Here is a 13,048-nt window from a genome sequence, read left to right on the forward strand (position 1 = left end):
GGGCCCGGCGGGGGAGACTTCGGGGGACGGCGGTCTGCGTCGGTCCTAGGAGGTGGCCATGGCGAAGCGAATAGTGCTGCTTCCCGCGCTCGCTCTTGGCGGCCTGTGGTGGTGGGCCGCGTTGCGGCTGGCGCTGATACCCGGGCAGGCCGGGGCCTTCGAGGGGGCCGTGGTGGTCGGTGGGTGGGGGTTGAGTCTGCTGCCGGTGCATGTGGCTTCGCGGGCCGCGATGCAGGCGGAGGCAGCCGAGAAGGCGGCCCGAATACCCGGCGGCGTCGAACATTCGTAGTTCTCAGGGGGAGAGCGTCAGGCCGGGGATCAGCTCGGCGATGTGCTCCAGTTGGTCGATACGCTTGCCGGGGTCGGTGGTGCCTATGCGGCAGACGATGTGCCGCGCACCCGCCGCTAGGTAGTCCCGGAGTCCCGATGTCACGTCCTCGGGTGTGCCGGCGAGCAGCAGTTGGATCTTCGACAGTTCTTCGAGCGAGAGCCCGTAGGTGCCCTTGATGTACGGGGCCAGTTCCGCACGGCCACGCTCCGCGTCCTTGGCGATGAGTACCGTCACGTACAGCGCGGGAGTCACCGCGCCCGGGGCGCGTCCGGCGGCTGACGAGGCGCTTCGTATCTGGACGAGACCGTTTTCGTACTCCGCCGGCTCCGGCGGGTAGGGCAGCCAGCCGTCGTAGTCGCGGCCCGTGCGGGCGAGCGCCGTGGGTGAGGCGCCGCCCAGCCAGAGTGGCGGGCCGCCGGGCCGGTAGGTCCTGGTGGGCTCGGGCAGGGCGTCGAGGTGCAGGAATTCCCCGTGGAACGAACCGGACGGCTCGCCGCTCCAGAGGTGGCGCCACAGGGCGACCGTCTCGTCCAGGCGGGCGAACCGTCGCTCCCAGGGCACCTCGGACAGGTCGTACAGCGGCCGGCCGAACCGGCCGGGGAAACCCGCGCCCAGGCCCGCGATCAGCCGTCCGCCGGAGAGCAGGTCGACCGAGGCCAGGGCGCGCGCCGCCGTCAGGGGTCTGCGTAGTACCGGCATCAGGACCGCGGTGCCGAGGGTGACCCGCTCGGTCGCCGGCGCCAGCGCGGCCAGCAGCGTCAGCGGTTCGATTTGGGGCGACAGGAGCGTGTCGTTGACCCATACCGAGTCGAAGCCGAGACGTTCGGCGCGTACGGCGAACGCGATCAGCTCCCGGGGGTCGTCGTCGCTGCCCCGGACGGTGGTGTCGAGCAGGACGCCGATGCGGATGTCGTCAGTCATGTGACGCATCGTGCGACCGGGGCGGAGCCGGAACAATTCCCTGCCGGGTATGGCGGCTTCGGCGCGGAGCGGGACGCGGTCAGGGTGTCGGGCCCGTCTGGCAGTTCGGGCACCAGTACGTCGGGCGGTCGGCCTGGTCGGCCTTGCGGATGGTCGCGCCGCAGCGCGCGCAGGGGCGGCCGGCCCTGCCGTAGAGGTAGATCCGCCGGTCGCCGCCGGGGCGTTCCCTGTTCGCCTCCAGGAGCTTCTTCGCCGCCGTCACCAGGCGCTCGGGCGAGGGGACCTGACCGACGGGGAGCCAGGGCGTGACCCGGGCGAGGAAACAGGTCTCGGACTTGAAGATGTTGCCGACCCCCGCGAGATTGCGCTGGTCCAGCAGGGCCTCGCCGACGGGGCGCGCCGGATCGGACAGCAGATTGCGCAGGGCGGTGTCCGGGTCCCAGTCCGGGCCGAGGAGATCGGGACCGAGATGGCCCACCACCCGCTCCTCGTCGGCGGTACGCAGCAGCTCCAGGACCTGGAGGCGGTAGCCGACCGCCGTGCGCTCGGCCGTGCCGAGGACCGCCCTGATCTGGTGCCCCGCGCCACCGCGCCAGCGCTCGCCCGGCGCGTACACCTTCCAGGCGCCCTCCATCCGCAGATGCGAGTGCAGGGTCAGACCGCCCTCGACCCGGGTGAGCAGGTGCTTTCCGCGCGGGGTCACGTCGAGGACCGCGCGGCCGGTGAGGTCGGCCGTGGCGAACCGGGGCACGCGCAGGTCGGAGCGGGTGAGCAGCTGCCCGGCGAGTGCGGTGTGCAGACGGCGGGCGGTCTGCCAGACGGTGTCTCCTTCGGGCATGTCATCCATCATGCGTGAGGCGGGACGCGGACGCGGACAGGTGGGAGCGGGGCGCGGGCGGCGCCCCGCCGGTCAGGGGCGCAGTCGCAGGCCTCTCGGGGTGGCGTTGAAGCCCGCCTTCTCCAGCGCCCCGCCCAGCGGCGAGGTCAGGGCCGGGGTGCCGTTGGCCCGCTCCACCGTGAGGCTGCCGAGCGCACCGGCCCGCGCCGCGTTCGCCAGCGCCTCGGCCGCCGCCTGGAGCGCCGGGTCCTGCGGGTCGGTCGGCCAGGCCAGCAGCGTCTTGCCGCCGCGCTCCAGGTACAGCGTCAGCTCACCGTCGACGAGGACGACCAGCGAGCCCGCCTTACGGCCGGGTTTGTGTCCCGCGCCCGCCGGGGGCTCCGGCCAGGACAGCGCCGCCCCGTAAGCGTTGGCCGGGTCGGCCGCGGCCAGGACCACGGCGCGCGGCGACGGATGGGCCTCGGCGCGGTCCCGGGCGGTGGAGGCGGCGCGCAGCCGGTCGACCGCGCCGTCCATGGCGAACTGGGCGGCGCCCAGCCCCTCCACGACATAGCCGCGCCGTGCCTGGCCGCTGTCCTCGAAGGCGGAGAGCACGCGGTAGACGGCGGAGAAGCCGCCGCTCACCCCCTCGGCCGCGACCGCGCCCCTGGTCACGACGCCGTGCCGGTCCAGGAGAGTCCGGGCCAGGGCGTGGGCGCGATGCGTGGCGTCCTGCTCGCGGCCGGGGACCAGCGACCAGCGGCCGCTGACCGTCGGCGGTCCCGTACGGGACGCGGGCCTGGCCGCCGCCGTGAGGGTGCCGTACCGGCCGCGCGGCACCGGACGGCGGGCGCGGTGCGCCGTGGACCCGGCGGTTCTGCCCGAGCCGAGCAGCGACCGGAGCGGGGCGAGGGTGTCGTTGGTGAGCCGGCCCGACCAGGCCAGGTCCCAGACGGCGTCGGCCAGTTGGGAGTCGGTCGCGTCGGGATGGGTGGTCGCCCGGACCTGATCGGCGATCTGCCGGAAGAACAGCCCGTAGCCACCGGCGAGCGCGGTCAGCACCGACTCGTGCACCGCCGTCAGCTCCAGCGGATGCGGCTCGGGCAGCAACAGCGGCGCGTTGTCGGCGAGATAGAGCGAGACCCAGCCGTCCTTGCCGGGCAGCGCCCCGGCGCCGGCCCACACCACCTCGCCCGTGGTGGTCAGTTCGTCCAGCATGGCGGGGGAGTAGCCGGAGACCCGCGACGGCAGGACCAGCCGCTCCAGCGCCGATGCCGGTACCGAGGCGCCCTGCAACTGCTCGACGGCGCGGGCGAGTCCGTCGATCCCGCGCAGACTGCTGGCTCCCAGATGCTGCCACTGGGGGAGGAACGAGGCGAGCGCGGCCGGCGCGACCGGCTCCAGCTCCTGGCGCAGCGCGGCGAGGGAGCGGCGGCGCAGTCTGCGCAGCACCGTGGCGTCGCACCACTCCTGGCCGATGCCGGACGGATGGAACTCGCCCTGTACGACGCGGCCCGTGGTGGCGAGCCGTTGCAGCGCGCCGTCGGTGACGGCGGCGCCGAGCCCGAACCGCTCGGCCGCCGCCGACGAGGTGAACGGGCCGTGTGTACGGGCGTAGCGGGCGAGCAGGTCGCCGAGCGGGTCCTTGACGGGCTCCATGAACGCCTCGGGGATCCCGACCGGCAGCGCCGTGCCCAGCGCGTCCCGCAGCCGGCCCGCGTCCTCGATCGCCGCCCAGTGGTCGGCGCCGCCGACGCGCACCTTGATGGCGCGCCGGGCGGCGGCCAGCTCCTCGGCCCAGGGCGGTTGCGCGCCGCGCTCCGCCAGCTCGGCGTCGGTGAGCGGGCCGAGGACGCGCAGCAGGTCGGCGACGCCTTCGACGTCCTTGATCCGCCGGTCCTCCACGAGCCACTGGAGCTCCTGCTCCAGTTCGGTGAGGACTTCGGGGTCGAGCAGCTCGCGCAGCTCGGCCTGGCCGAGCAGCTCGGCGAGCAGCCGCGAGTCCAGCGAGAGCGCGGCGGCGCGCCGCTCGGCCAGCGGTGAGTCCCCCTCGTACAGGAACTGTGCGACGTAACCGAACAGCAGGGAGCGGGCGAACGGGGAGGGCTCGGTCGTGGTGACCTCCACCAGCCGGACGCGGCGGGACTCGATGTCACCCATCAGCTCCGTGAGCCCCGGCACGTCGAACACGTCCTGGAGGCATTCCCTGACGGCTTCCAGCACGATCGGGAAGGAACCGAACTCGCTGGCCACCTGGAGCAGTTGGGCGGCGCGCTGGCGCTGCTGCCACAGCGGGGTGCGCTTGCCGGGGCTGCGGCGCGGCAGCAGCAGGGCGCGCGCGGCGCACTCGCGGAACCGGGCGGCGAACAGGGCAGAGCCGCCGACCTGGTCGGTGACGATCCCGGCGATCTCGCCCCGGTCGAAGGCGACGTCACCCGCCCCGACGGGCGCCTGTTCGCTGTCGAAGGTCGTGTCGAGCGTGGTGTCGAGACGGGACGGCTCCTCGTCGAGGAGGTCGAGACCCATCAGATCGGCGTCGGGCAGCCGCAGCACGATGCCGTCGTCCGCGTGCATGACCTGCGCGTCCATCCCGTACCGCTCGGCGAGCCGGGCGCCGAGGGCCAGCGCCCACGGGGCGTGCACCTGGGCCCCGAACGGGGAGTGGATGACGACGCGCCAGTCACCCAGCTCGTCGCGGAAGCGCTCGACCAGGATCGTGCGGTCGTCGGGGACATGACCGCAGGCTTTGCGCTGCTCGTCCAGGTACGAGATCACGTTCTCGGCGGCCCACGCGTCGAGACCCGCGGTCAGCAGCCGCAGCCGGGCGTCCTCGGCGGAGAGGGCGCCCACCTCACGCAGGAACGCGCCCACCGCGCGGCCCAGCTCCAGCGGGCGGCCCAGCTGGTCGCCCTTCCAGAACGGCAGCCGCCCCGGGGTGCCGGGGGCGGGGGTGACCAGGACCTGGTCACGGGTGATGTCCTCGATCCGCCACGACGTCGTACCGAGGGTGAAGACATCGCCGACCCGGGACTCGTAGACCATCTCCTCGTCCAGCTCACCGACCCGGCCGCCGCCCTTCTTGGGGTCGGAGCCGACCAGGAAGACGCCGAACAGGCCGCGGTCGGGGATGGTCCCGCCGGACGTGACGGCCAGCCGCTGCGCGCCGGGCCGGCCGGTGACCGTGCCCGCGACGCGGTCCCACACCACCCGGGGGCGCAGCTCGGCGAACGCGTCCGACGGATACCGCCCGGCGAGCATGTCCAGCACACCGTTGAAGGCCGAGTCGGGCAGCGAGGCGAACGGCGCCGCGCGGCGGGCCAGCGCCAGCAGGTCGTCGGCCTGTCTGCTGTCCAGGGCGACCATCGCGACCAGCTGCTGGGCCAGCACGTCCAGCGGATTGGCGGGGACACGCAGCGCCTCGATGGAGCCGGTGCGCATCCGCTCGGTGACGACGGCCGCCTGCACCAGATCGCCGCGGTACTTGGGGAACACGACACCCGTGGAGACCGCCCCGACCTGGTGTCCCGCACGGCCGACCCGCTGCAGACCGGAGGCGACCGACGGCGGCGACTCGACCTGGATGACCAGATCCACCGCCCCCATGTCGATGCCCAGCTCCAGACTGGACGTCGCCACGACGGCCGGCAGCCGGCCGGCCTTCAGATCCTCCTCGACCTGCGCGCGCTGCTCCTTGGAGACCGAGCCGTGGTGGGCACGGGCGAGCAGCGGCGGCGCACCCGCGGCGGCGCCGGACTGGGCCATCACCTCGGCGGGAGAGTGCTCCTGCGGCATCGGCTCGCCCGTCGCCCGTTCGTACGCGATCTCGTTGAGCCGGTTGCACAGCCGCTCGGCGAGTCTGCGGGAGTTGGCGAAGACGATCGTGGAGCGGTGCGCCTGGACGAGATCGGCGATGCGCTCCTCCACATGCGGCCAGATCGACGGCTTCTCGCCGCTGTCCGTCTCGGAGGCGGGCGAGCCGCCCAGCTCACCCAGATCCTCGACGGGGACGACGACGGAGAGATCGAACTCCTTGCCCGACGGCGGCTGGACGATCTCCACCCGGCGCTGCGGCGACAGGTAGCGCGCCACTTCCTCCACCGGGCGGACCGTCGCCGAAAGGCCGATGCGGCGGGCGGGGCGCGGCAGCAGCTCGTCAAGACGCTCCAGTGAGACGGCGAGATGCGCGCCGCGCTTCGTCCCCGCGACGGCATGCACCTCGTCGAGGATCACCGTCTCGATCCCCGCGAGCGCGTCGCGCGTGGCGGACGTCAGCATCAGGAACAGCGACTCGGGGGTGGTGATCAGGATGTCGGGCGGTTTCGTCGCCAGCGAGCGCCGCTCGGCCGCCGGGGTGTCACCGGAGCGGATGCCGACCCGCACCTCGGGCTCGGGGCGGCCGAGGCGGACCGACTCCTGTCTGATGCCGGTGAGCGGGCTGCGCAGATTGCGCTCCACGTCGACGGCGAGGGCCTTCAGCGGCGACACGTACAGCACCCGGCAGCGCTTCTTCGCGTCGGCGGGCGGCGGCGTCGAGGCGAGCTGGTCCAGCGCGGCGAGGAAGGCGGCGAGCGTCTTGCCCGAGCCGGTCGGCGCCACGACCAGCACGTCGGACCCCTGCTCGATGGCCCGCCAGGCACCCTCCTGCGCCGCGGTGGGCGCGGAGAAAGCTCCCGTGAACCAGCCGCGGGTCGCGGGAGAGAACGAGTCGAGCGCAGTCCGTGCCATGCCTCCCATCGTGCACCCGACCACTGACAAACGCCTGGACCTGGGGAAACAGGCGTCCGCCCGCGCGAAGCCCGAGCCGAGGGCGGCGGCGCGAAACGGACGCGACATCGTCGGGCGCCGCCGCGTAACGTCCCCGACGTGACAGAGACAGCATCAGCCGGCTCCGACAAGGACATACCGCCGGACTCCGCACGGCCCGACTCGGCCGTCGTACGTGACGCGCTCGGCGTCGGCATCGCGGTCGGCCTGTCCGGGTTCGCCTTCGGCGTCACCTCGTCCGGCGCCGGACTCACCGTCCTGCAGACCTGCGCGCTCAGCCTGCTGGTCTTCACCGGTGCCTCGCAGTTCGCCCTGGTCGGCGCACTGGCCGGGGGAGGCAACCCGCTCACCGCGGCGGCCGGCGCGTTCTTCCTCGGCGTCCGCAACACCTTCTACGGGCTGCGGCTGTCCCAGCTGCTGCGCGTGCCGGGGCCCGTACGTCCCTTCGCGGCCCATTGGATCATCGACGAGACCACCGCCGTCGCCCTGGCCCAGCGCGACCGGCGCGGCGCCAGGCTCGGGTTCACGGTCACCGGGCTCACCCTCTACGTGCTGTGGAACCTCACCACCCTCGGCGGGGCGCTCGGGGCCGAGGCCCTCGGCGACACCGACCGCTGGGGTCTCGACGCCGCAGGGCCCGCCGTGTTCCTCGCGCTGCTCGCGCCCATGCTCCGTACGACGACCGAGCGCACCGTGGCAGGTGTCGCCGTCGTCCTGGGGCTGGGCCTCCTGCCGGTGCTGCCGGCCGGTGTTCCGGTCCTGGTCGCCGGACTCGCGGCGCCCGCCGTGCTCTTCCTCCAGGGCCGCAGGGCCGCCGAGCGCCGGAAAGGAACGGACCGTTGAACATCTGGATCGCGATCGGTGCCACCGCCGTCGGCTGCTACCTCGTCAAACTGCTGGGGCTGCTCGTGCCGGCCGGGGTGCTGGAGCGTCCCCTCGTGCAACGGCTGTCCGCGCTGCTCCCGGTCGCCTTGCTCGCCGCGCTGACCGCGCAGCAGACCTTCAGCACCGGCGGTTCCCTCGTCGTGGACGCCCGCGCCGCCGGGGTCGCGGCGGCAGCGGTCGCCCTGATCCTGCGCGCGCCCTTCCTGGTGGTCGTGGCGGCTGCCGTCGTCGTCACGGCGGGTGTACGGGCACTCGGCGGCTGACCTGCGAGCGCCGACCGGGGAGGCCGACCGGAGACGCCGGGACAGGGGACGACGGGGACAGAGGGCTGTCAGTCGATGACGCGGCCGTGCGCCCGTAGCGTCCGCAGCGCCTCGATGGTGACGATCGGCCGCCACTCCAGCGCCGTACCGGGCGCCCACGCACGCCAGCTGATCGGCCAGCCGCCGTCCTCGTCCTGTTCGGCGGCGAGGAAGTCGAGGGACCGCGCCATCTCCGCTTCGGTGAACCAGTGGCGGGCCAGCGAACCGGGCACGCGCGCGTAGTCGTGCGGGAAGTGGTGCTCGTCCGGTGCGTAGCCGGGCGGCACCGGGTAGTCGGCGCGGCGCCGCGGATCCAGCACCGCCATGCGGTTGTCGCGCACCAGCCGGCCGAGCCGGTCGGCGGCGGCCTCGGCTCTCGCCCGGTCGGGGACGCCGTCCAGGAAGGCGACGGCGGCGACGACCTCGTAAGGATGCGACTGCCTCGTCTCGCCCAGCGCGTCCACGGCAGCCCAGCAGAAGTCCGTCGCCCGGAACAGCCACGCGTGCCAGACGCCGTTGCGGTGCAGCAGCCCGGCCACCGGCCCCGTCGCCAGCAGCTCCCCCGCCGGCTCGTCGACGACCGGCAGGAACGGCGCGTACGGATAGCCGCGCAGCGAGGGATGGAGCGCGGGCAGTGCGCCCTCCGGCGTCGAGACCGACGTCAGATAGCGGCAGACCCGCTCGATCCGTGGTCCCTCGCAGCGGTGGACGGAGTCCAGCACCCGCAGCGCGTGCGCCGTGTGCAGCGGCTGGCTGACCGGGCCGCGCAGATCGGGCTCCAGGGCATGGCCGTATCCGCCGTCCTCGTTGCGGTAGGCGGCGAGCGCGGTCTCGACGGCGGCGCCCCGGCTCTCGGAACCGCCGGAACCGCCACCCGCCTCGGCGCTCTCCAGGAAGTGGTAGGCGAACCGCCGCTGTTCCAGCACGCGGGCCGTCAGCCACACGAAGTGCTCGGCGCGGGCGAGAGGGGACGCGGTGGACGCTCCGGTTCCGGACATGCACCGACCGTAGGCCGCGACCTCCGTGGACGGGGGCGGACCGGCGCTGCTGCACTCTCAGGAGCGGGATACTGATGTCATGCGGTTGACGATTTTCTGGGAACGGATGAACGACCACTTCGGCGCCGCGTACGCCGACTCGTTCGCCCGCGACCACGTGATGACCGAACTGGGCGGCCGTACGGTCAACGAGGCGCTGGACGCGGGCTGGGAGGCCAAGGACGTCTGGCGCGCGGTGTGCGCGGTCATGGACGTCCCGGCCGACAAACGGTGACGGACCGTACGCAGCGGGGCGCTCACGGCAGCCGCGGGACCGGATGTCCTACCGGTAGGCGAGACTGACCCTGTGGCACCGACTGACGAGACCGTGACCGGCACAGCCCCGGACTCACCACCAGCGACCGCGCCCCCGGTCACCCCGCCTCCCGAGGCGGCCGAGGGCGACGGCAAGGCACGCATGCCCCGCTGGCTGCCGCGCGCCCTGGTGCTCGCCCTGCTGCTCTTCGCCGGGTTCCAGCTGGGCAATTGGGCGTTCCATCAGCTGATCGGGCTGCTCACGAACGTGCTGATCGCGTTCTTCCTGGCGCTCGCCGTCGAGCCGGCCGTGAGCCGGATGGCAGCCAGAGGGGTACGGCGAGGACTCGCCACCTTTTTGGTCTTCTTCGCCGTGCTGGTCGCGGCCGCCGGGTTCGTCGTGCTGCTGGGTTCCATGCTCGCCGGGCAGATCGTCCATCTCGTCGAGGACTTCCCGCAGTACCTGGACTCGCTGATCAACTGGATCAACACCACCTTCCACACGAAGCTCTCCCGGTTCGACGTCCAGGACAGCCTGCTGCACTCGGACTGGCTGCAGAAGTACGTCCAGAACAGCGCGAGCGGTGTGCTGGACGTGTCCACCACGGTGCTCGGCGGTCTCTTCCGGCTGTTGACGATCTTCCTGTTCTCGTTCTACTTCGCCGCCGACGGCCCCCGGCTGCGGCGCGCGCTGTGCTCGGTGCTGCCCCCGGCCAAACAGGCCGAGGTGCTGCGCGCGTGGGAGATCGCGGTCGACAAGACCGGTGGCTACATCTACTCGCGCGGCCTGATGGCGCTGATCTCCGGCGTCGCGCACTACATCCTGCTGGAGATCCTGGGCGTGCCGTACGCCCCGGTGCTCGGCGTGTGGGTGGGGCTCGTCTCCCAGTTCATCCCGACCATCGGCACGTATCTCGCGGGCGCGCTGCCCATGCTGATCGCCTTCACCGTCGACCCCTGGTACGCGGTGTGGGTGCTCGGGTTCGTCGTGGTCTACCAGCAGTTCGAGAACTACGTCCTGCAGCCCAAGCTCACGTCGAAGACCGTCGACATCCACCCCGCCATGGCCTTCGGCTCCGTCATCGCCGGTACGGCTCTGCTCGGCGCCGTGGGCGCGCTGATCGCCATCCCGGCCATCGCGACGCTCCAGGCCTTCCTCGGCGCGTACGTGAAGCGCTACGCGGTGATGGACGACCCGCGCGTGCACGGCCGCAGGCGGGGCGGCGGGCCACCGCTGCCGAGCCGGATACGCGGTGTGCTGCGCAGGCGCGAGGACGGGGTGCCGCCGCAGCGGTAACCCCCGGGCAGCCCCCTGAGGGCGGGCGGATCCCTGTCGAGTGGCGGAGCCGGACCGGCTGGCGTCGAATGGATGGGGCGAGTCCGAACTCTGGAGGCAACGTGCCTGTCGTGCCGCTGACCGACATCCTCTCCGACGCGTTCCAAGAGCGGTACGGCGTGCCGGCCATCAACATCTTCAACGATCTGACGCTGGAAGCCGTGCTGGCCGCCGCCGTGGAGCACGCTTCGCCGCTGATCGTGCAGACGTCGGTGAAGACGGTGAAGTCGATCGGCAGCGACGTGCTGTACCAGATGTGGACGGCGATGACGGCCGGCATCGAGGTGCCCGTCACGCTCCATCTGGACCACTGTCCCGAGCGCGACGTGATCAGCGAGTGTCTGCGGCAGGGCTGGAACTCCGTGCTCTTCGACGCGTCGCGGCTGCCGGTCGAGGAGAACATGCGCCAGACCGTCGAGGTCGTCGCCGAGGCGCGTAGCTTCGGCGCGCAGGTCGAGGGCGAGATCGAGTCGATCACCGGCGTCGAGGACGGGGTCGGCAGCGACACGGAGGCCGAGCGCCAGGACCTGGATGTCGCGCTGCGCTTCCTCCGTACGACGCAGGTCGACGTGTTCGCACCGGCGATCGGCAACGCCCACGGATCGTACAAACAGGCACCGGTACTGGACGCCCAGCGGGTCAGCGACATCGTCGCCGCCCATCCGCTGCCGATCGCCCTGCACGGCGGCAGCGGACTCTCCGACGAGCAGTTCCACGACCTGATCTCCCGGGGGTGCGCGAAGGTCAACATCTCGACCGCGCTCAAGGAGAAGTTCATGAAGTCGAGCCTCACCTTCCTCGAAACGGCGGCCGAGCGGCAGAAGTGGGATCCGCCGTCGCTGTTCCGCTCCGTACGGGGCGACGTGATGGAGATGACCGGCTCGCTGATGACGCTGTTCGGCAGCGCGGGCCGGGCGAGGTGACTGCCGTGCCGGCCGCACGTTCCACCGCCTATGCGCTCGTCTTCGACTGCGACGGCGTGCTCGCCGACACCGAGCGCTACGGGCATCTGCCCGCCTTCAACCGGACCTTCGAGGAGTTCGGCCTCCCCGTGCGCTGGAGCGACGCCGAGTACGCGCGGAAGGTCACGGTCGGCGGCGGCAAGGAGCGGATGAAGACGCTCCTCACCCCCGAGTTCCTCGCCGAGACGGGACTGCCCAGCGACCCCGACGCGCTCGACGCGCAGGTCGCGCGCTGGCACCGGCGCAAGACCGAGATCTACCAGGGGATCATCGCGAGCGGGGCCATTCCGCCCCGGCCCGGCGTGCGGCGGATCGCCGAGGAGGCGGCAGCGGCGGGCTGGACCCTGGCGGTCGCCTCCACCTCGGCCGAACCGTCCGTGCGCAGTGTGCTCGAACTCGCCGTCGGCGCCGGGCTGGCCGCCCGCTTCGGCGTCTTCGCCGGGGACATCGTGCCGCACAAGAAGCCGGCTCCCGACATCTACGACTACGCCGTGGCCGGGCTCGGGCTCGACCCGGCGCGGGTCGTGGTGATCGAGGACAGCCACAACGGACTGCGCGCCGCACTCGGCGCGGGTCTCGTCTGCGCCGTCACCACCAGCGCCTACACCGGCCAGGAGGATTTCACCGGAGCCGCGCTCGTGGTGACGTCCCTTGGCGACCCGGCGCCGGACGAGACCGTCACGCGCGTGCTGGACGATCCGCTCGGCGCCCACCCTGAGCCCTGTGTGCGGCTCGCGGACCTCCAGTTCCTGCTCGCAGCCAGTCAGGAGAGCCATGTCAACGACAACAGCCGATGATCTGGAGTTCGTCGTCAGGACGATCGCGCGTACCGCCGTCGACAACGAGCGCGCGTTCTCGGACCTCGACGCCGTGGCGGGCGACGGTGACTTCGGCTACTCGCTCGCCCGGGGCTTCGAGATCGTCCTCGCCGACTGGGACACCTTCGACCGCGAAACGCCCGCCACCTTCCTGAAGAAGGTGGCGATGGTGATCTCCAAGCGGGTGGGCGGGACATCGGGCCCGCTGTGGGGCACCGCGTTCCTCCGCGCGGCCACGGCGCTGGGCGAGCGCACCGATGTGAGCGGGGAGGACGCGGTCGCGATGCTGCGGGCGGCGACCGAGGGCATCAAGGCGCGCGGCAGGTCCGACGTCGGGGACAAGACGCTGCTGGACGCGCTGGTGCCGATGACCGACGCGCTGGAGCAGGCGCTGTCCGGCGGCGCCGGCGGACCGGCCGAACTGGCCGGGATCGCCGCGTCCACCGCCCGTAAGGCAGCCGACGCGACCACCCCGATGCAGGCCATGCGGGGCCGCCAGAGCTACACGGGGGAGCGCAGCATCGGCTCGCCCGACCCGGGCGCCGTCGCGGTCGCCGTCATGGCGGAGCGCGTCGCGGCCGAATGGAACTCCCGCACGGACGAGAGCTAGGAGCGAGCGC

Annotated in this window: 12 protein-coding genes; 8 read left to right on the forward strand and 4 right to left on the reverse strand. The window is 72.6% G+C overall.

Features of this window, described 5'->3' with window-relative positions; all coding sequences use genetic code 11:
• The first annotated feature begins 58 nt into the window (after positions 1-58).
• Positions 59-289: a hypothetical protein gene (locus OHS57_RS28155; RefSeq protein WP_041983532.1), complete on the forward strand. Its 231-nt coding sequence runs from the start codon at positions 59-61 to the stop codon at positions 287-289.
• Between the two features lie 3 nt (positions 290-292).
• On the opposite strand, the gene OHS57_RS28160 is transcribed toward OHS57_RS28155, so the two are convergent.
• The 3 genes from OHS57_RS28160 to OHS57_RS28170 all read right to left on the reverse strand — a co-directional run bounded on the left by OHS57_RS28160 (position 293) and on the right by OHS57_RS28170 (position 6,794).
• Entirely contained in the window at positions 293-1,252 is a 960-nt protein-coding gene (locus tag OHS57_RS28160; protein WP_328583700.1) for an LLM class flavin-dependent oxidoreductase, read from the reverse strand.
• A gap of 79 nt (positions 1,253-1,331) precedes the next feature.
• Positions 1,332-2,090 (reverse strand): Fpg/Nei family DNA glycosylase, encoded by a 759-nt coding sequence (locus OHS57_RS28165; RefSeq protein WP_041983530.1) that lies wholly within the window; start codon positions 2,088-2,090, stop codon positions 1,332-1,334.
• Positions 2,091-2,162: 72 nt separating this feature from the next.
• Positions 2,163-6,794, reverse strand: coding sequence for an ATP-dependent helicase (locus OHS57_RS28170; RefSeq protein ID WP_328583701.1), 4,632 nt, complete (start codon positions 6,792-6,794; stop codon positions 2,163-2,165).
• 138 nt (positions 6,795-6,932) lie between these two features.
• Between OHS57_RS28170 and OHS57_RS28175 the strand changes: the two genes are divergently transcribed.
• Entirely contained in the window at positions 6,933-7,676 is a 744-nt protein-coding gene (locus OHS57_RS28175) for an AzlC family ABC transporter permease (RefSeq protein WP_041983528.1), read from the forward strand.
• On the forward strand, positions 7,673-7,981 hold the full coding sequence (locus tag OHS57_RS28180) for an AzlD domain-containing protein (RefSeq protein WP_041983527.1): 309 nt from the start codon (positions 7,673-7,675) through the stop codon (positions 7,979-7,981). Before OHS57_RS28175 ends, OHS57_RS28180 begins: the two co-directional genes overlap by 4 nt.
• A gap of 68 nt (positions 7,982-8,049) precedes the next feature.
• Here the strand turns inward: OHS57_RS28180 and OHS57_RS28185 are convergent, their stop codons facing one another.
• Positions 8,050-9,018, reverse strand: a complete 969-nt coding sequence (locus OHS57_RS28185; protein WP_328583702.1) for a hypothetical protein — start codon at positions 9,016-9,018, stop codon at positions 8,050-8,052.
• Positions 9,019-9,097: 79 nt separating this feature from the next.
• Here OHS57_RS28185 and OHS57_RS28190 point away from each other — a divergent pair, with 79 nt between their 5' ends.
• From OHS57_RS28190 to dhaL, 5 genes are all read left to right on the forward strand, one after another.
• Positions 9,098-9,292 carry a DUF3046 domain-containing protein gene (locus tag OHS57_RS28190; RefSeq protein WP_041983525.1) on the forward strand — a complete coding sequence of 65 codons (195 nt, stop codon included), beginning with the start codon at positions 9,098-9,100 and terminating at the stop codon, positions 9,290-9,292.
• A gap of 72 nt (positions 9,293-9,364) precedes the next feature.
• Complete coding sequence (locus OHS57_RS28195; RefSeq protein WP_052456978.1) at positions 9,365-10,609, forward strand: AI-2E family transporter; 1,245 nt, start codon at positions 9,365-9,367, stop codon at positions 10,607-10,609.
• 101 nt (positions 10,610-10,710) lie between these two features.
• Positions 10,711-11,571: a class II fructose-bisphosphate aldolase gene (locus OHS57_RS28200; protein WP_052456977.1), complete on the forward strand. Its 861-nt coding sequence runs from the start codon at positions 10,711-10,713 to the stop codon at positions 11,569-11,571.
• A 5-nt stretch (positions 11,572-11,576) separates the two neighbouring features.
• The gene (locus OHS57_RS28205) at positions 11,577-12,407 is read left to right on the forward strand and encodes an HAD-IA family hydrolase (RefSeq protein WP_041983523.1); all 831 of its coding nucleotides are present in this window, start codon (positions 11,577-11,579) and stop codon (positions 12,405-12,407) included.
• The gene (gene dhaL / locus OHS57_RS28210) at positions 12,385-13,038 is read left to right on the forward strand and encodes a dihydroxyacetone kinase subunit DhaL (protein WP_328583703.1); all 654 of its coding nucleotides are present in this window, start codon (positions 12,385-12,387) and stop codon (positions 13,036-13,038) included. Before OHS57_RS28205 ends, dhaL begins: the two co-directional genes overlap by 23 nt.
• Positions 13,039-13,048 lie beyond the last annotated feature (10 nt).

The organism is Streptomyces sp. NBC_00370, assembly GCF_036084755.1.
In the GTDB taxonomy this organism is placed as follows: Bacteria; Actinomycetota; Actinomycetes; order Streptomycetales; family Streptomycetaceae; genus Streptomyces.